The organism is Kistimonas asteriae (assembly GCF_018263925.1).
GTDB lineage: Bacteria > Pseudomonadota > Gammaproteobacteria > Pseudomonadales > Endozoicomonadaceae > Kistimonas > Kistimonas asteriae.
Genome location: NZ_JAEVHF010000013.1, coordinates 93,966 through 111,991 on the forward strand (window position 1 = coordinate 93,966; position 18,026 = coordinate 111,991).

Below are 18,026 nucleotides of genomic sequence, written 5' to 3' on the forward strand. Positions count from 1 at the left end.
GCAGGCAAAACGTAAAGAAACGAAAATTATTAACGTTTACAAGAGAGGGAACAGGACAAGCAGAATGCCTGCCACCATCGAGCTGACGACGGTGGCAGGTGTTATTAATCAGACATTGAAGCGGAAGTGCAGAACATCACCGTCCTGAACAATATACTCTTTCCCTTCAACACGCAGGCGACCGGCCTCCTTGGCACCCTGCTCACCATTGTATTTGGTGAAATCCTCATAGCTGGTCACTTCGGCACGGATGAAGCCACGCTGGAAGTCTGTATGGATGACGCCCGCGGCTTCTGGCGCTGTTGCACCGATCTTCACCGTCCAGGCACGCACTTCCTTCACACCGGCCGTGAAGTACGTCTGCAGCCCAAGCAGCTCATAGCCCGCACGGATAACGCGATCCAGACCCGGCTCTTCCATACCCAGGTCCGCCAGGAATTCGCCTTTTTCTTCGTCATCCAACTCGGCGATCTCGGCTTCCAGCTTGTTGCAGATCGGCACCACGATGGAACCTTCCGCCTCTGCCAGCGCGAACACCTTGTCCAGGTGAGGATTATTCTCAAAGCCATCCTCATCCACATTGGCAATGTACATGGTCGGCTTGCTGGTGAGCATGTGGAACATTTTGACCAGCTTCCACTCTTCCGGCGTGAAGCTCAGGCTGCGCACCGGACGCCCTTCTTCCAGCGCCGGAATCATTTTTTCCAGCAACGCTTTCTGGGCCAGCGCTTCCTTATCGCCACCCTTGGCAGCGCGGGAGATACGCTTCTCCTGCTTTTCCAGACTGTCCAGATCCGCCAGCGCCAGCTCAGTATTGATGATTTCAATATCAGAGATTGGGTCAATCCGGTTGGCAACATGAATAACATTATCATTTTCGAAGCAACGCACGACGTGGGCGATGGCATCGGTTTCCCGGATATTGGCCAGGAACTGGTTCCCCAGACCTTCTCCCTTGGAAGCCCCTTCGACCAGGCCGGCGATATCCACGAATTCCATGGTGGTTGGCAATACCCGCTGGGGCTTCACAATCGCAGCCAGCCTGTCCAGACGGGGATCCGGCATAGGCACCACGCCTGCATTCGGCTCGATAGTGCAGAAAGGGAAGTTTTCCGCATCAATACCCGCCTTGGTCAGGGCGTTGAAGAGAGTGGACTTACCAACATTCGGCAGTCCAACTATGCCGCATTTAAAACCCATGCTTGTCTACCTTATTCAGCAGAATAATCGTCAATAAAACCGGCGGATTATACGGGCTGAAAAGACGCTGCGCAAAAATGCTGAAAATCCATCCATTCTCAAGGTGAGCAGTAGGCAATTACACGCTAGATTTTTAACAGGGACTGCGGGAAAAGAGAGCCAAAACACCATGGATTACCGGGATTTGCGTCAGGGAATCATCACTTCGATGTTGATAGCATCGTTGCTGGGTGTGGCAGGCGTCAGTCCGGTGACGGCCAACCAGGAAGCCGAGGCAAAACAGGATATTCTGAATTTTGTCCAGTCCCGCAACCAGCAGCACTACATGCAAACATTGAATGCGCATGTCAAAGAACTGGTCACATTATTTTCCAGCAAGGCATTACAGCAGCTCCAGAAAAACAATGACCGCAGTATTCAGGGCAAGCCACTGACCAAGCTGGATAGCAATGTCGGCATCGCCCTGGACAAACTCACGGATGATCAGCGTACCTCGCTCCACCAGCTGCTCGCCACTGCGCTGGACACCGGCGGCTATCAACGCCTGACCGCCATACTGAACCAGAAATTCCTGCATCAGGAAATGGCCGGTCATGACAGCGACCTGCTGACGGATCGCCTGCCCGAAGAACGACTCCTGCTGACGGGCATTCCTGGCAGCCATGAATGGGGGATTCGCCTCGGTGGACCGTGGCTGAATATTGACCTGTTTTTCGATATGGCCGAAGGGCGAAACCGTGTCAGCACAGGCCCCCTCTTCATGGCCAGCTATCCGACTCAGGTCCCACCGGCACCCGCCATTGACCTCAGCCAGAATTCAACAGAAATACACTACCCCTACCTGCGCTGGCATGAGCAGGCCGGCCAGACCGTACTCTGGCAGGCAGGCCATTTTGCCCGTACCACGGTGAAGGAACTCCGGTCTGTTGTGCGCTACAAGACCTGCCTGAACCGCAAAGCACTTACTGACGAATGCCTGATGATTCCAAAACTGCCAGATTCAGCGGCATTCCTGACGCCGGCAACCCCCACGGTCAGGATTGACCAGCTGACGGTGGCTGAGCGCTACTACTTCAAACGCTTTGTGAAAACCATTCTGGAAAACTGGCAGCCGGAGACCCGTGATCCCTCCGACACCATGGAGCAGCTGAATCTGGCCAGACTCGCCTGGGCAGGGAATCCAGAAGAACAGGATCAGGGGTTTTATCTTCGCATTCAGTCAGAAACGCTGCTGATTGAACTTCTCCAGACCCCAATGACGCTCACCACCGACACCATGGGCCTGCCCAATAATGCCACCTTCATGGTTTTTCGGGATCTCAGTTCACCGCATGATTTTGACCCACTCAGCAATACGCTCAAACTGCTGAATCAGGCTCGAAAGGACGCGGAAGCTGAAAAGTCATCAGCAATGCCGCACAACATGGAGACAGCCAGCGCTGCAATGATGATGGGTGAACCCACCCAAAACAACATGCGATCCAATGACGCCATCACATGGCTCAGGGACTCTGCCTATCTGGAAGGGGTGGAAATCAAAATTGGCTACGAAGGCAAACAGGTCGCTACCGGCACACCATTTTATCCCGTCGTACGTACACGCTTAAACGGTAGTCTTCACAAGAATATGCGTGTCAGCGTGACACTCCAGGATCAGCACGGCCAAGCCCTAATTGTTGGCCATCCCCTTAAATATGACAATGAAAGAGGGCTCTATTCCAGCGCTCTGACACTGCCAGAAGCCATGAGCGGGACACCCGTGATCATTACCTATTCGATCCATCAACCCGGCAGTCATTACGAAGGGATATACGACGCAACAGTAAGGCCCGACATGCCACTGGATAGCGCACCCGGCAGCTCAGGCCGAAAAGGTATGTAATGCCTGTACAGCCTTGGCCCATGAGCCATCCAACACCTCAGGCATCAGCCGCACCGACTCATCAATGACAGTACGAATCTTGTCATCATCCTGCCTTGACGGCTTGTTAAGCACATAACCCACAACCTTGCTGCTGTCACCGGGATGCCCGACCCCGATTCGCAAACGCAGAAAGTCCCGATTATTGCCCAGACGGCTGATGATATCCCGTAAGCCATTATGGCCGCCATGGCCACCACCCTGCTTGAGCCTCGCGGTTCCAACTGGAATATCGAGTTCATCATGGGCGACAAGAATGGACTGGGGAGGAATACGGTAGAAGTTCGCGATGGCAGCCACAGCCTGGCCACTGCGATTCATGAACGTGGTGGGATAAAGCAACCGGATATCACGCCCGCCCAAATAGATTTTTGCGGTCAGTCCGTGAAATTTCTTTTCCGGCTGAAGACTGGCACCGCAGCTGCGGGCCAGCGCTTCAAGGAACCAGACGCCGGCATTGTGGCGGGTATCTTCATATTCTGCACCGGGATTACCCAGGCCAACAATCAGTTCGACAGCCTCATTCGGGGTTGTCTGCGCCACAATGTCGTCTCCGTCCGTGTTATAGCTTACTCAGCGCTGCTTTCGCCTTCGCCTTCAGCGGCTTCATCAGCTACGTCTTCCTTGGTCGCACGTACTGCCTGAACACCGGCTACTGGCAGATCGTGGTCTTCACCGTGCATCAAGTGAACCAGCTTAACGCTTTCAGCAACCTTCAGCTCAGACAGGTGTACACTGCCACCCAGCTCAACGGCTTCCATGTCAACTTCGATGAACTCAGGCAGGTCCTTCGGCAGGCAGCGAACTTCTACTTCTACCATGTTGTGGGTGATCGCACCACCCGCCTTTGCACCGGCGCAGATATCTTCGTTGATGAAGTGCAGCGGTACGTTGGTGGTGATTTCAGTGGCAGCATCAACACGCAGGAAGTCCATGTGCATGGCGAATTCCTTAGCAGGGTGGCGCTGAATATCCTTCAGGATAGCCTGCTCGGTCTTGCCTTCAACATTCAGGGTAACGATCTGCGCGTAGAACGCTTCGCTTTCCTGCGCCTTACGAACGTCCTTGGCCATCAGAGTGATCTGGGTGGCTTCAGCATTGGCACCGTAGATGATAGCGGGCAGTTTTTCTGCGTGACGCAGGCGGCGGCTCGCACCTTTCCCTACATCCTTACGCAGTTCAGCATTCAGAACGATTGCTTCAGACATGGTCTTCTCCAATAAAAATAAAACCGTGACAGACGGCGACCAGTCTGTCACTGCAGATAACGAAGCGGCGTATCATACCTGCAATAGAGACTTTGTCAAAGCCGTATCATCCGGGACGCAACAGGCTGACTGTAGGTAAATAGCGCCCCATAAAAAAAGCAGCCCTAAAAGGCTGCTTTTTTTCAGAGCATGTCGCTAATTAGCGAAACATGGCACTGATAGATTCAGCATTGCTGATACGACGCACGGATTCGGCAACTAACGGAGACATATCCAGCTGACGGATACGATCCACAGCACGGGCTGCCGGAGTCAGCGGGATGGTATTGGTAACAACCAGCTCATCCAGCTCAGAATTGGCAACATTTTCCAGTGCACGGCCAGACAGTACCGGATGCGTTGCATAGGCAAATACCTGCTTGGCACCCTTTTCCTTCAGGGCAATGGTTGCCTGGCACAGGGTTCCGGCGGTATCGACCATATCATCCACCAGAATACAGGTACGACCATTGACATCACCGATAATGTTCATGACTTCTGCTTTATTCGCTTCCGGACGACGTTTGTCGATGATAGCCAGTTCAGCATTCAGACGCTTAGCCACCGCACGGGCACGTACAACACCACCATGGTCAGGAGAAACGATCACCATGTTATCGAGATTTCTGCGCTCGATATCATCCAGCAAAACCGGAGAACCATAGATATTGTCGACAGGAATATCGAAGAATCCCTGAATCTGATCAGCATGCAGGTCAACGGTCAGCACACGGTCAACCCCCACGCTGGCGATCATATCGGCAACAACTTTGGCGCTGATAGCAACACGGGTTGAACGGGGACGGCGGTCCTGGCGGGCATAACCGAAATAAGGAATAACGGCAGTAACACGGGCAGCAGAGGAACGGCGCATGGCGTCAGCCATGACCAGGAGTTCCATCAGGTTATCATTGGTCGGTGCACAGGTGGACTGGATGATGAAGACATCCTTGCCGCGCACATTTTCCTGGATTTCAACAGAGACTTCTCCGTCACTGAAGCGTCCCACACTGGCCTTTCCCAGTGGGATATGCAGGTGATCGACGACCTTCTGAACGAGTTCCGGGTTAGAATTACCGGCGAACACCATCATCTTCGACACAGTAGCACCTTGAGTCTCTTTGCAGTTTGGAAAGCGTTATCAAGTACGCGGGTACAGTTGATGCCTATGCTTGAAAGTCTGGCTGGGGTGGCAGGATTCGAACCTACGCATGACGGGATCAAAACCCGTTGCCTTACCGCTTGGCGACACCCCAGTTACGGTCATCATTTTATAATCTACCCGGCTCCCTGCCAGCGTTGCGATTATCCCCGATGGCCGGATCTTTCGCAATATCATCAGCCTTCAGGGCTCTTTCACTGAGTCACCGTTAGAAGGCGGCGCTACTCTACAAAGTGACACAAAAACTGTCAAACGCGGAATATGCATACTTTACGTAGTGTTAACGCTAAGCCGACAGTTGCCAGCGTCGAATCAGAAGCGTGACTTTAATATCGCCTTTCTGCAATTTCAGCCGTCCTGGCAACTCGTAGCCGGACGTAACGCCAAACCGGTCAAACGCAATCGTCCATCCAGCCTGATTCAGTGATTGCAGTCGATTCATGTCATTCAGCTGCAAATCTGCGTATTTTCCCGGGGCAGGCACACCTTTGACCCACGACTGCAGCAAACGAAACGGTATGATCCAGCCGGTCTGCTGATAAACCAACGCTTCGAGCGAAGGCCCCATGAGAACGCCTTCATCAGGCACGGTCATGACAACATGACCAGGGGCTCCCTCAATACTGGCAAGGCTCTGCCCAAAGGGGCCGGTCAAATAAACGGTATAACTGCCCGCCTGTTCTTCCCACTCCAGCGTGGCACTACCGGCTTCCGATGCGGTTCTGACACCCAGCTTGCCCGACAGCTGCCATTGATCCAGCGCTGTCATCACCGCAACATGCTCCTGCCAGGATCGATGCTCCACGTCCTGCGCCAACTGGGCACGCCCTGCACACCCTGCAAGAACCAGCAGAACCGATAGACCGGCCAAATACCGGACAGCACCCAACAGACCACGCATTGACTGAACACCCTTGAAATAAACAGGCCCGAACCAAACGGGACGGGCCAAATAGAAATTACATTAGAACAATGCTTAAGGCATGAAATCTACATTATTGCCCGACCTGCAGGCGTTCCATGGTTTCCTTAAGTATTTCGCTGTCCGGCTGCCTTTCCAGCGCCTGCTCCCAGAGCAACGCGGCTTCCTTACGACTGCCCTTGACCCAAAGCACCTCACCCAAATGCGCTGCCACCTCTGCGTCTGGCATTTTCTCATAAGCGGCACGCAGGTAACGCAGTGCTTTTTCAAAGTCCTGCTGTCGGTAGGCCACCCAACCCATGCTGTCGATGATAGCCGGGTCATCAGGTTTTAATTCATAAGCCTTGGCAACCAGCTCCTGCGCCTCATCAAACCGCTCGGTGCGATCAGCCAGGGTATAACCCAGCGCATTCAACGCCGCAGCATTCTCGGCATCAATCGCCAGAATGCCTCGTAAGTCTTTCTCCAGCAGCGCCAGATCGCTCATTTTTTCTGCCAGCATTGCGCGGGCATACAGCAGGTTAACATTGTCGGGATAGATTTTGACGGCCTTGTTCAACACTTCTGCCGCCTGCTCATATGCCCGCTGCTCAATCAGTACATCACCTTCCATCAGGTAAAACTGCGGTACAAAAGCTGGGTACAGCTCACGGGCAGCACGCAAGTCTTTTACCGCCTGGGGCCACATTTCGTGATCCGCCAGCATTTGCGCCAGTGCGGCATACGCCGGGATCAGCTGTTTACCCACACCCACATTCAGATAGTGCTGACGCGCCTGCTGCCAATCATCCTGCTGCTGGGCTAATCGCCCCAAGTAGAATTCAGCCAGGTTTTTATGGCTATTGAATGCTGAAAGGCGCTCAAAGTAGCCCACTGCTTCTTCCGGCATGGTGTTCTCAAAGGTGATCAACCCCAGCGACAACAGGATGTCCGGATCATTCGGTGACTGGGCCAGAAGAATCTCAAACTGCTCCTGGGCCTGATCCAACCGCTGTGCATGCACAAGCACCCGTGCATAAAGGAGGCGTAAACGGGTATTATCCGGCGTATCTTCTACATAATTCGCCAGGAAACGACGGGCATCATCCGGGCGCTCCATTGCCATTAAAACCCGCCCTTTGAGCATGACAGCCTTGAGGTTATCCTCGCGTTTCAAAATACGTTCGCAAAGCTTGATCGCTTCGGCATTGCGACCGTTGTATTGCAGCAAAATGGCTTTACCCAACAACACCTGACTATTATTCGGATAGCGCTTGAGGGCCTGATCAAATGTTGCGATCAGCATGTCACGCTCTTCCTGCCCCTGATCGGCCGCACTGACAGCGACAAACTCGAAGCTGGCATCGCCGGCCATTTCCAGCACCCGCAACATTTCGTCGGCAGCAGCCTGGTACTCGCCGGCACGGGCCAGCTCGATGGCACGAGCCTGGAGTGCAGCAGGGTTTTCTGCATCCACACTCGCCCATAATTCAGCCGCATCTCTGGAAGCCTGCCGTGCACCAATATAAGCAGCAATCTGATAGGCGCGTGCCGCCAGACCTGGATCACCGGTCTTGTGCGCCTGTTGCAGGTAATTCCCCAGCGCCAGATCAAACCGCTGGTTATGACCAGCCACTTCCGCCACCAGCAGATCGTAAAGGGTATCCGGCTCAAATGAAGCGACAGGCTCGCTGCTTTCCTCAACGGTTGCCTGCCCGGCATCGGTCCCTGCGGATGTCATTGAAGACAACTGGGCACAACCGGCAAAGGCTACCGTCGCCAGAAGTAATGGAAGATAACGCAGGCGGGATCTGATCTTTAACAACGTGATATTCTTCTTTCCGGGAAACCGAGCCTGGTGCAATAATGACACAAGCGCCGTGACAAACACATCCCGACCCAAACACAAGATTTGCAGTTGACGTATATCCATAGGAAAATTCTGCTTTCTCCATGCTTCCCTGTGAGGCGTCACTCCCGATGTGAATCAGTTATACGGCGATTGGGCAGGTGACAATCAGGGCTCAGTAATTTTAATACTAGCCCGAGTTACCGGAGAAGAGGGTGGCAATATCAGAAGTTTGCAGCAAAGCGAAAAAAGCCATACTGCAGGCTAGTCTGAAAGACTACTACCGTGAAGCTTTAGCCAGCTTGTGAGTAGATAAAAGAACAAGGTACCTGACGATTTATATGGGATTCCTGGCAGTCGGCATCAATCATCAGACAGCACCCGTCAGCCTGAGGGAACAGATTGCGTTCTCGCCTGAACAGCTGATTCCAGCCCTGCAGAATGCCCTGCAGCTGGAACCGGTCAGCGAGATCGCGATACTGTCAACCTGCAACCGCACTGAGCTGTACTGTTTCGGGGATGTCAAACCGGAACGGCTATACCAGTGGCTGTCTGACTTTCACCAGATCAACAGTCATGCGCTGACACAATACGCCTATGCCCACGCTGATGAGGCGGCTATCCAGCACATTATGCGCGTGGCCTGCGGACTGGATTCCCTGGTTCTGGGCGAACCTCAGATCCTGGGACAGATGAAATCTGCCTACGCAGTCGCTCGCGAGGCCGGGGCTACAGGCACACACCTGAGCCGCCTGTTCCAGGGCACCTTCACCACCGCCAAACAGGTACGCACACACACGGCGATCGGCGAAAACCCGGTATCAGTGGCTTACGCTGCCGTCACCCTTTCGCGCCAGATCTTTGCCGACCTGTCAGAGAACACGGCCCTGCTGATCGGTGCCGGAGAAACCATTGAACTGGTGGCCCGTCACCTGAAGGAACAGGGTACTGGCAATATCATTGTCGCCAACCGGACGCTGGAGCGTGCCCTTCGGCTGGCAGAGAGCGTCAACGGCCACGCCATCCTGCTGTCAGATATTCCGGAAGAGTTGCACAAAGCTGATATCGTCATTGCCTCCACCGCCAGCCAGCTGCCTATCCTGGGCAAGGGCGCGGTCGAACGAGCCCTGAAAAAACGCCGCCATGCGCCGATCTTCATGGTGGATATCGCCGTCCCCCGGGACATTGAACCGGAAGTCGGCGACCTGGCCGATGTCTATCTCTACACCGTTGACGATCTGCGCGAAGTCGTGGAAGACAACCTCCGTAGCCGCCAGGAAGCGGCACAGGCCGCAGAAGAGATCATAGCCACAGGATGTGACGCCTTCCTGAAACGCATCCGCGCCATGGACGTGGTGGATATTCTCAAGTCTTATCGGGAAAAGGCAGAAATCATTCGCGACCATGAGATCAACAAGGCACTCCGCCTGATACAGAGCGGCCGTCCCGTCGACCAGGTTCTGGCCCAGCTGGCCCGCGGCCTGACCAACAAACTGATCCACACACCCTGCGTCCAGCTCCGCAAGGCTGGCAGCGAAGGGGATACCGCCTCCATTGCCTTAGCCAGGGATTTTTTTGATCTGCAGATTGCAGACACCCTCGAACCTACCCCTATCAAGCCTGCGCCACTACAATCACGCCAGGCCACTGTACGGGCCGTCGATCCAACGCCGTTGAGCGACGTCCGCCCTCCCAAGGTAAAGAACCACTGAAATGAAAGCTTCTATCAGTACCAAGCTTGATAACCTGCAAGACCGCTTTGAAGAACTGAGCGCGCTGCTCAGCGACCCGGAAATTATTTCCGACCAAAACCGTTTCCGCAGCTTCTCCAAGGAGTACGCTGAGCTGGAACCGGTCGTAAAATGCTATCGCGAATACCGCCAGGTGCAGGACGACCTGGAAGAAGCCCGCAGCATGCTGTCCGACTCAGACCCTGACCTGCGCGCCATGGCAGAAGAAGAAGTGGAAACCACACAGGCCCGTACCGAGTCATTAAGCCAGGAACTGCAGATCCTGCTGCTCCCCAAAGACCCTGATGACGCCAACAACGTATTCCTGGAAATCCGCGCAGGCACAGGCGGTGATGAAGCGGCCATTTTTGCCGGTGACCTGTTCCGGATGTATTCCCGCTATGCCGAAAGCCAGCGCTGGAAAATCGAAATCCTTAGCGAAAACCTCGGCGAGCACGGCGGTTACAAAGAGATTATCACCAGGGTTGTTGGTCAGGATGTGTATGCCCAGCTCAAGTTTGAGTCCGGTGCCCATCGGGTTCAACGGGTACCGGCAACGGAATCACAGGGAAGAATTCATACGTCTGCCTGCACCGTTGCCATCATGCCGGAGCCTGACGAACAGGAAGAGATCAACATCCGCAAGGAAGACCTGCGGATTGATACCTACCGCTCCTCTGGCGCAGGTGGCCAGCACGTCAATACCACCGATTCTGCCATCCGTATTACCCACCTGCCCTCAGGCATCGTGGTGGAGTGCCAGGATGAACGTTCACAGCACAAGAACAAGGCCCGCGCACTCTCCCTGCTCAATGCCCGGCTGAAAAACGCCCAACAGGAAGCCCACGCCAAAGAGATGGCCGACCAACGGAAAAGCCTGGTCGGCAGCGGTGACCGCTCGGAGCGAATTCGAACCTACAACTACCCGCAGGGACGGGTAACCGATCACCGTATCAACCTGACGCTCTATAAGCTGCCGGAAATCATTGAAGGCGATCTGGCCCCGGTGATCGAACCGCTACGTCAGGAACATCAGGCAGAACTGCTGGCTTCACTGGCAGGCGAGAATTAATGCAGGTCAGGGATATTCTACAACGCGCCAGGGAATTAACCTCACTGAGTAGCACGCCTGCACTGGATGTTGAGCTACTGCTCTGCCATGTGCTGGACAAACCACGTAGCTGGCTGTTTACCTGGCCGGAACATGAATTAACGACAGATCAGCTGGCGGCCGTCAACCAACTGATCGATCGACGCCTGATCGGCCACCCTGTCGCGCACCTGATCGGCACCCGCGATTTCTGGAATCTGACACTGAATGTCAGCCCCGATACGCTCATCCCACGTCCCGATACCGAGCTTTTAGTCGAGCAGGCACTTGCCTGCCTCGACCCGTCGCCGTACAAAGTGGCCGACCTGGGCACCGGCACCGGCGCGATTGCCCTGGCGCTGGCGGTAGAGCGGCCAAACTGGGAGGTTGCAGGCACCGACCGGGTCGAAGCCGCTGTCGAGCTTGCCCGGCAAAATGCCGACATGAACGCATTGCTGCATGTGCAGTTCTACACTGGCTCATGGTGTGATGCCTTACCTGACAAGGATTACGATCTTATCGTCAGCAATCCGCCCTATATCAGGACAGATGATCCGCATCTGCACCAGGGTGATGTTCGCTTTGAGCCCAGTTCCGCCCTGGCATCCGGCATCGACGGATTGGACGACATTAGAATCATTGCCAAGCAGGCATTACAGCATCTGAAACCCCGCGGCTGGCTGCTTCTGGAGCATGGCTATGACCAGGGGGATGATGTCAGAAATATCCTGACCCAGCAGAATTATACCGACATAGAAACCCTTCGTGATCTTGCCGGACATGAACGCATTACCCGGGGACGACGCTTTGACTGAAACACTCAGCGACCAGCAACTGTTACGCTATAGCCGCCAAATCATGCTGCCGGAACTGGATATCGCCGGTCAGGAAAAACTGCTGAATAGCCGGGTATTGGTGATTGGCGCCGGTGGTCTTGGCTGCCCGGTGGCTATGTATCTGTCTGCTGCCGGAGTCGGCACGCTCGTGATTGTCGATCATGACGATGTGGATGAGAGCAATCTTCAGCGCCAGATTGCCCACACGATACGCGACCTTGGCAAACCGAAAGTCTTTTCCGTCACTGAATCGCTTCATGCCCAGAACCCAGATACCCGCGTGATGGCCATTGCCCGTAAGCTCAGCGAACCTGAACTGCTGGAAGAAGCCGGTGCCGCCGATGTCGTGGTGGACTGCACCGACAACTTCCAGAGCCGCCATGCCATCAACGAGGCCTGCATCAGAACGGGGACACTCCTGGTTTCCGGCGCTGCCATTGGTTTCAGCGGACAAGTCGCTATTTTCGGTCTTTCTGATGGTCCCTGTTATCACTGCCTGTATCCCGATACCGACGACCAGCAACCGACTTGCAGTGAATCAGGTATTTTGTCCCCCGTAACCGGCGTCATTGGCTCTATTCAGGCAACAGAAACCATCAAACTCCTGACGAATATCGGACAATCACTTTCTGGACGACTCATGCTGTTTGATGCCCTGAGCATGACCTGGCAGACACTGAACCTGTCACGCAATGCCAACTGCTCCGTCTGCGGTACCAAAGCCCGAACATAATCACTTAACAGAAAGACACTTTTGCCAGAACAAGGACGTTAGGCTATATCTGAATGGCATTTCAGACCGTCGCGGTGCCGTTCGATGCAGGAAGATTACCCCCGCAATTTTACCGGCTATGGCGGACAACCGCCGAAGGTCCAGTGGCCCAACAACTGCCGCCTCGCCATCAGTTTTGTATTAAATTACGAAGAAGGCGCTGAATCCTGTCGTCTTGATGGTGATCCTTCATCAGAATCTTTTTTAACGGATTTACCCGGCACCCGCCCCCTCTCATGTGCCAGGCACTTTAACTGTGAGTCGATCTTTGCCTATGGCGCCACCAGTGGCGCCTGGCGTTTACTCAATCTGTTTGACGACTTCTCTCTCCCTGTCACCGTATTCGCCTGCGGCATGGCTCTTGAACGCAATCTCCCTCTGGCACAGAAACTGGCCGAGTCCGACCATGAGATTGCGGGACACGGTTACCGCTGGATTGATTACCGGGTGATCCCAATAGCCATTGAGAAAAGCCATATTCGCAAAACATTAGAAGTCATAGAAAAGCTGACCCACAAGGAAGTCGTTGGCTGGTACACCGGTCGACACAGTGAAAACACCCGTCGACTGATACAGGAGATGGGTTTGCTATACGATTCTGACGCTTACAATGATGACCTGCCTTACTATATTGATGTCGCCGGTCAGGCCCACTTGGTTGTTCCCTACAACCTGGTCACCAATGATTTTCGTTATTCCACATCACCCGGCTGGAACAGTCCGGAAGACTGCCTGCAGAATCTGCGGGCAGCCTTTGATTGTCTTTACCGCGAGGGTGAGGAATGCCCGAAAATGCTGTCGATAGGCCTGCATGGACGCCTGTCCGGGCAGCCCGGTCGAACAGAAGCACTCCGTCGTTTTCTGGATTATGCGCTGAGCCATGAGGATGTCTGGGTTTGTCGCCGTATGGATATCGCCCGACACTGGCTTTCACACCAGCCCAGTCATCACGATCAGGATTCAGGCGACAATACCCAGGCGACAATACCCAGGCGCCATTGCCAAACGCGCTTGATCTCTCGGTCACCGAATAAACGACAGCATCAACTTTTCCGCTTTCCGGAGACAGAACCCCCTCCTGATGCCTATAATGCCCATCGGTTATGAGAAGCCCCCAAACGGCAAACCGACAAAAGACCACGCTATCCGCCATCTCTGGCCTGGATCCTGCGTATAAGTACTATTCAGGAATTACAAAAGTTGAAAGATTCCAATATAGTTCACTTTTTTTATCAACTTTAGGGGCGTTCGTGTCATGATACGTGGCACGGCAATTACTGGAGGCTGCATGGTCGAAGCCATTCGCCGATTTTTGAAGCACGAAACATCTGTTGGCATTCTGTTGATCGTGGCCGCCACGCTGGCGATGATTGCGGCCAATACACCACTGAATGTCTATTACGACCTGCTGCTGTCTGTTCCGATTACCGTGGCTGTCGGCTCTCTGGCCATTGCCAAACCCATCCTGCTGTGGATCAACGACGGCCTGATGGCGTTGTTCTTCCTGCTGATTGGCCTTGAAGTCAAACGTGAATTTCTGGTGGGTGAGTTATCCAGCCGTTCCCAGGTAATACTACCTGCGATGGCAGCGCTGGGTGGCATGGTGATACCCGCGCTCTGCTACGCGGCACTGAATTATGATGACCCCATCGGCATCAAAGGCTGGGCGATTCCTGCCGCCACTGACATTGCTTTCTCCCTGGGGGTTCTGGCCCTGCTGGGTAAGCGCGTACCGCCTTCACTGAAGATTTTCCTGCTGGCACTTGCCATTATTGATGACCTTGGCGCCATCGTTATCATCGCACTGTTCTACACCACGGATCTGGCTATTGAGTCCATTGTACTGGCCTCTATCTGTTTGACATTGTTGATTGCCTTTAACCGCTGCGGGGTATCCAAACTCGGCCCCTATATCGTTGTCGGTGTCATCATGTGGGCCTGTGTGCTGAAGTCCGGCGTACACGCCACACTGGCAGGTGTTGCACTGGCATTCACGATTCCCATCCAGACCCGGAATGAATACGGCCGCTCCCTGCTGATTGACCTGGAACACAAGCTGCACGGCAGCGTCAATTACTGGATATTACCTATCTTCGCCTTCGCCAACGCCGGTGTCGGCCTGAGCGTTGCCCAATTCCAGAGTCTGCTGGACCCGAGCCCCCTGGGCGTCATCATCGGCCTGTTTATTGGTAAGCAGCTGGGTGTATTCGGATTTACCTGGCTAACCATCAAGGCCGGTATCGCCAAACTGCCGACAGGGACGTCCTGGTCGCATATCTATGGCATGTCGATCCTGTGTGGTATCGGTTTCACCATGAGTCTGTTCATCGGTACCCTGGCCTTTGAAGAAACCGGCCCTGAATATTTGATTGCCGACCGTGTCGGGATTCTGGTGGGTTCGTTCATCTCAGCCATTGTGGGCTATATCGTCCTGCGCTACTTCACGCCCAAGCCCACCAGCAAAGAGACCACTTAAAGCCAATCCCATACCTGAAACTGGTTCTCCCAGTTTCAGGTGACAGAGTGGCTGGTTCAGTCACTTTCCTATGATACCCAACCACAAAATAAACAGTCTTCGGAGAGAAGCATGCAAGGCCGCGCGGTATTACTGGTCAACCTGGGGTCACCCGACTCCCCTGAAGTCAGCGATGTCAGGCGTTACCTCAACGAATTTCTGATGGACAAGTATGTCATCGACCTGCCCTGGCCCCTGCGTCGTTTGATTGTCAGCGCCTTCGTGTTACCAAGCCGTCCCAAACAGTCTGCTGAGGCCTACCAGTCAGTCTGGTTGCCAGAAGGTTCACCGTTAAAAGTCATCAGTGAAAAGGTCAGGGAGAAACTGCAGGCACAAACCGATATTCCGGTTCGACTGGCAATGCGTTATGGCTCACCCTCTATTGAGCAAGAGCTAGTAGCACTGGCTCGTCAGGAAGATGTTCAAGAGATTTTCCTGCTGCCCATGTATCCGCACTATGCCATGTCTACCGTAAAGACATGCATCGAAGAAGCGCAGCGGGTCGTGCAAACACATGGCATCCACAAGACATTAACTATCCATCCGGTTTTCTATAACCACCCGGATTATATTCATGCCCTGGTAGAAAGCGCCCGTCCCTGGCTGGAAGAGGATTATGATCACCTGCTGTTCAGCTATCACGGTGTACCGGAACGGCATATCCGCAAGGATGACACTACCGGCAGCCACTGCCTGACCCCAGACTGCTGCCAGAAACCGTCAGAGGCGCACGCAACCTGTTATCGCCATCAGCTGTATCAGACGACTGCCGAGTTTGTACGTGCTGCGGGTATCCCTGACAACCGCTACTCCGTTGCCTTTCAATCGCGGCTGGGCAAAGCCAAATGGCTGGAACCGTATACCGATAAAACCATTGAGCAACTGGCCCGTCAGGGTGTCAAACGCCTGCTGGTGATGTGTCCGGCCTTTACGGCAGATTGCCTGGAAACGCTGGAGGAAATTGCCATGCAGGGACAGGAAATCTTCGAGGCTGCCGGTGGCGAGACATTAACACTGATTCCCTGCCTGAACGACCATCCGGTCTGGATCAGTACGCTCAAGCAGTGGATTGAAGCGTAAGCCCAAAACTATGACAAAACCGGCTCATCAGGAGCCGGCTGTACCACCCAGGAAATTCAGCAGCGCCTGATCATCCATCGCGCGCGCCAATACCTTATTAATAATGGCATTCACCATTTCCTCATTCTGGCTGTCTGATGGCGCCTTGATGGTACGGTAATGGTCTTCAGAGACATAGCGCCCCGCATAACGTCGACCATCCTTCAGGATTTCAATCCGTATGGCGGCTTTCAGATCAACGCCGGAGACATAATCCCCGTACGGCACCGTGTAGGACAACTCATCCATGTAAACCTGCACCTGAGGAACGGTTGTGCTGCTGACAGGCTCCATTCCCATGGATTGCAATACATTATCAACTGCGACCTTGATGGAACGGGCAAACTGCTCATCCAAGTAGATGAAATTGGTCGTTTTGTAGATCCCGCCCCGGGTGCCAAGCTGCGGTGTCGCCCGCTCATCATAGACGGTGACCGCCACAGGACCGCTCAGCTGGGCCGTGCGCTCTGCAATCTTGATATCTGGCACAACCTCAACCGTCTGAGGTCCCAGGATACAACCGCCCAGCGCCATGGTCAGTCCGAGTATTGCTAACTGTTTTTTCATGGTTGATCTCTGTCTCAACACCATTCCTGATTCACCACCACTAAAGAAACAAATACAACGCAATAAGGCAGCGAGATTATATTACGTTTACTGCAAGGAGCGCATTGTGAGCTGTTTTATACTTTTATAATACGTGACCGTTGCTGGGCAGGGATGATGGCTAAAGTGAACGGAGTTGGTAGTCTCAAAGCGTTATACTCTAACGCCAAAGAGTCCGTTTCCCCAAAATCTCTTTTAAAGGCGCTCAATCGAAAGATAAGCCAGATAACCCACCCCACAAAACAACCCGTTTTATCGCTATCAACGGACAAAACCCCACCCACTCCGGATAAAACATTACCAACCAGGACTGTCAGCCACCATACGCCCAACAATACAACACTGTCCCGTCCTCCAGGTAACCCTGCAAATCCCGCATCGGCTCAAAAGCAGGCTGTTTATCAAAATTATGAGAGAGCCTCACAACAATTGACCGATTTAAACAGCATTCAACGCTTTAAAAAAGACCTTCTGATGGGGTACGGAGCAGGCAACCTTAATGATGCCCAGTTCAGCCAACTCTCCGGCAAAGTCACTTCCGCATTGTTCAGACTTGTCCGCCAGGGACAAGTAGCCAATCTATCACTGACGCTCCTGACACCTTTGGTAGGCGATGACAAAGCCAGAGAAATCATGAAAGACGTTGATACGCAGCTGACAACACGCCTCAACACACTGAGATGCGGAGCAGCACAACATCCCAATACGCTGTATGAAAATCTGTCTAACAAGGGCAAGCAACTCAGTACATTGCGAGACGCCATAGCGTTTAAACGAGAACTGTTGGCACGTACTGGATCAAAGGAACTATCCTCGGATAAATTCCAGAAATTACATATAAACGCACTTATCCCAGCATTGAAGAAACTGGCCCAGAAACCCGAGCAGGCAAAACAGATGACTTATAAACGCCTGAGCCTATTAGTCGGTGGTTTTCAGGCAACCGAAATACTAAAAATATGCAGAAGTACACTTTTGAAAGCAGACATGCAGCTATTAAAAAGCCTTAAGAATATACCCGACCCACCAACACATACACCACCTGCAGCATAAAATGCATCATCAATCTCTGATGTTG

General features: G+C 53.6%; 16 protein-coding genes and 1 tRNA gene. 9 read left to right on the forward strand and 8 right to left on the reverse strand.

Features of this window, described 5'->3' with window-relative positions:
- Window positions 1-108: 108 nt before the first annotated feature.
- On the reverse strand, window positions 109-1,200 hold the full coding sequence (gene ychF / locus KHS78_RS15150; RefSeq protein ID WP_211829311.1) for a redox-regulated ATPase YchF: 1,092 nt from the start codon (window positions 1,198-1,200) through the stop codon (window positions 109-111).
- A 169-nt stretch (window positions 1,201-1,369) separates the two neighbouring features.
- Here ychF and KHS78_RS15155 point away from each other — a divergent pair, with 169 nt between their 5' ends.
- The gene (locus KHS78_RS15155) at window positions 1,370-3,082 is read left to right on the forward strand and encodes a DUF3500 domain-containing protein (protein ID WP_211829312.1); all 1,713 of its coding nucleotides are present in this window, start codon (window positions 1,370-1,372) and stop codon (window positions 3,080-3,082) included.
- Here the strand turns inward: KHS78_RS15155 and pth are convergent.
- From pth to KHS78_RS15185, 6 genes are all read right to left on the reverse strand, one after another.
- Window positions 3,062-3,664 carry an aminoacyl-tRNA hydrolase gene (gene pth / locus KHS78_RS15160; RefSeq protein ID WP_211829313.1) on the reverse strand — a complete coding sequence of 201 codons (603 nt, stop codon included), beginning with the start codon at window positions 3,662-3,664 and terminating at the stop codon, window positions 3,062-3,064. The two genes, KHS78_RS15155 and pth, sit on opposite strands and share 21 nt — an antisense overlap.
- A gap of 26 nt (window positions 3,665-3,690) precedes the next feature.
- Window positions 3,691-4,329 carry a 50S ribosomal protein L25/general stress protein Ctc gene (locus tag KHS78_RS15165; RefSeq protein ID WP_211829314.1) on the reverse strand — a complete coding sequence of 213 codons (639 nt, stop codon included), beginning with the start codon at window positions 4,327-4,329 and terminating at the stop codon, window positions 3,691-3,693.
- Window positions 4,330-4,528: 199 nt separating this feature from the next.
- Window positions 4,529-5,470, reverse strand: a complete 942-nt coding sequence (locus tag KHS78_RS15170) for a ribose-phosphate pyrophosphokinase (protein ID WP_211829315.1) — start codon at window positions 5,468-5,470, stop codon at window positions 4,529-4,531.
- A gap of 79 nt (window positions 5,471-5,549) precedes the next feature.
- Window positions 5,550-5,624, reverse strand: a tRNA-Gln gene (locus tag KHS78_RS15175).
- A 192-nt stretch (window positions 5,625-5,816) separates the two neighbouring features.
- On the reverse strand, window positions 5,817-6,431 hold the full coding sequence (gene lolB / locus KHS78_RS15180) for a lipoprotein insertase outer membrane protein LolB (RefSeq protein WP_211829316.1): 615 nt from the start codon (window positions 6,429-6,431) through the stop codon (window positions 5,817-5,819).
- A gap of 94 nt (window positions 6,432-6,525) precedes the next feature.
- A complete protein-coding gene (locus KHS78_RS15185) occupies window positions 6,526-8,256 on the reverse strand; it encodes a tetratricopeptide repeat protein (protein ID WP_211829317.1) in 1,731 nt (576 codons plus the stop codon).
- A gap of 365 nt (window positions 8,257-8,621) precedes the next feature.
- Here KHS78_RS15185 and hemA point away from each other — a divergent pair, with 365 nt between their 5' ends.
- The 7 genes from hemA to hemH all read left to right on the forward strand — a co-directional run bounded on the left by hemA (window position 8,622) and on the right by hemH (window position 16,303).
- The gene (gene hemA / locus KHS78_RS15190) at window positions 8,622-9,992 is read left to right on the forward strand and encodes a glutamyl-tRNA reductase (RefSeq protein ID WP_211829318.1); all 1,371 of its coding nucleotides are present in this window, start codon (window positions 8,622-8,624) and stop codon (window positions 9,990-9,992) included.
- A 1-nt stretch (window position 9,993) separates the two neighbouring features.
- On the forward strand, window positions 9,994-11,082 hold the full coding sequence (gene prfA / locus KHS78_RS15195; RefSeq protein WP_211829319.1) for a peptide chain release factor 1: 1,089 nt from the start codon (window positions 9,994-9,996) through the stop codon (window positions 11,080-11,082).
- Window positions 11,082-11,915 (forward strand): peptide chain release factor N(5)-glutamine methyltransferase, encoded by an 834-nt coding sequence (prmC, locus tag KHS78_RS15200; protein ID WP_211829320.1) that lies wholly within the window; start codon window positions 11,082-11,084, stop codon window positions 11,913-11,915. The genes prfA and prmC overlap by 1 nt, the downstream gene beginning before the upstream one ends.
- Entirely contained in the window at window positions 11,908-12,669 is a 762-nt protein-coding gene (locus tag KHS78_RS15205) for a HesA/MoeB/ThiF family protein (RefSeq protein ID WP_246506523.1), read from the forward strand. Before prmC ends, KHS78_RS15205 begins: the two co-directional genes overlap by 8 nt.
- An 84-nt stretch (window positions 12,670-12,753) precedes the next feature.
- Window positions 12,754-13,815 (forward strand): polysaccharide deacetylase family protein, encoded by a 1,062-nt coding sequence (locus tag KHS78_RS15210; RefSeq protein WP_211829322.1) that lies wholly within the window; start codon window positions 12,754-12,756, stop codon window positions 13,813-13,815.
- Between the two features lie 181 nt (window positions 13,816-13,996).
- Window positions 13,997-15,184 carry a Na+/H+ antiporter NhaA gene (nhaA, locus tag KHS78_RS15215; protein ID WP_211829323.1) on the forward strand — a complete coding sequence of 396 codons (1,188 nt, stop codon included), beginning with the start codon at window positions 13,997-13,999 and terminating at the stop codon, window positions 15,182-15,184.
- Between the two features lie 111 nt (window positions 15,185-15,295).
- Window positions 15,296-16,303: a ferrochelatase gene (gene hemH / locus KHS78_RS15220; RefSeq protein WP_211829324.1), complete on the forward strand. Its 1,008-nt coding sequence runs from the start codon at window positions 15,296-15,298 to the stop codon at window positions 16,301-16,303.
- Between the two features lie 27 nt (window positions 16,304-16,330).
- On the opposite strand, the gene KHS78_RS15225 is transcribed toward hemH, so the two are convergent.
- Window positions 16,331-16,909 carry a YajG family lipoprotein gene (locus tag KHS78_RS15225; RefSeq protein WP_211829325.1) on the reverse strand — a complete coding sequence of 193 codons (579 nt, stop codon included), beginning with the start codon at window positions 16,907-16,909 and terminating at the stop codon, window positions 16,331-16,333.
- A gap of 156 nt (window positions 16,910-17,065) precedes the next feature.
- Between KHS78_RS15225 and KHS78_RS15230 the strand changes: the two genes are divergently transcribed.
- Window positions 17,066-18,001, forward strand: coding sequence for a hypothetical protein (locus KHS78_RS15230; protein ID WP_211829326.1), 936 nt, complete (start codon window positions 17,066-17,068; stop codon window positions 17,999-18,001).
- Window positions 18,002-18,026: the final 25 nt, after the last annotated feature.

Excerpts from the sequence above, each read along its gene's own strand:
- ychF (WP_211829311.1), bottom strand. The coding sequence starts at position 1,200 with ATGGGTTTTAAATGCGGCATAGTTGGACTGCCGAATGTTGGTAAGTCC.
- KHS78_RS15155 (WP_211829312.1), top strand. The coding sequence starts at position 1,370 with ATGGATTACCGGGATTTGCGTCAGGGAATCATCACTTCGATGTTGATA.
- KHS78_RS15165 (WP_211829314.1), bottom strand. The coding sequence starts at position 4,329 with ATGTCTGAAGCAATCGTTCTGAATGCTGAACTGCGTAAGGATGTAGGG.
- lolB (WP_211829316.1), bottom strand. The coding sequence starts at position 6,431 with ATGCGTGGTCTGTTGGGTGCTGTCCGGTATTTGGCCGGTCTATCGGTT.
- hemA (WP_211829318.1), top strand. The coding sequence starts at position 8,622 with ATGGGATTCCTGGCAGTCGGCATCAATCATCAGACAGCACCCGTCAGC.
- prfA (WP_211829319.1), top strand. The coding sequence starts at position 9,994 with ATGAAAGCTTCTATCAGTACCAAGCTTGATAACCTGCAAGACCGCTTT.
- prmC (WP_211829320.1), top strand. The coding sequence starts at position 11,082 with ATGCAGGTCAGGGATATTCTACAACGCGCCAGGGAATTAACCTCACTG.
- KHS78_RS15210 (WP_211829322.1), top strand. The coding sequence starts at position 12,754 with ATGCAGGAAGATTACCCCCGCAATTTTACCGGCTATGGCGGACAACCG.
- nhaA (WP_211829323.1), top strand. The coding sequence starts at position 13,997 with ATGGTCGAAGCCATTCGCCGATTTTTGAAGCACGAAACATCTGTTGGC.
- hemH (WP_211829324.1), top strand. The coding sequence starts at position 15,296 with ATGCAAGGCCGCGCGGTATTACTGGTCAACCTGGGGTCACCCGACTCC.
- KHS78_RS15225 (WP_211829325.1), bottom strand. The coding sequence starts at position 16,909 with ATGAAAAAACAGTTAGCAATACTCGGACTGACCATGGCGCTGGGCGGT.
- KHS78_RS15230 (WP_211829326.1), top strand. The coding sequence starts at position 17,066 with ATGGCTAAAGTGAACGGAGTTGGTAGTCTCAAAGCGTTATACTCTAAC.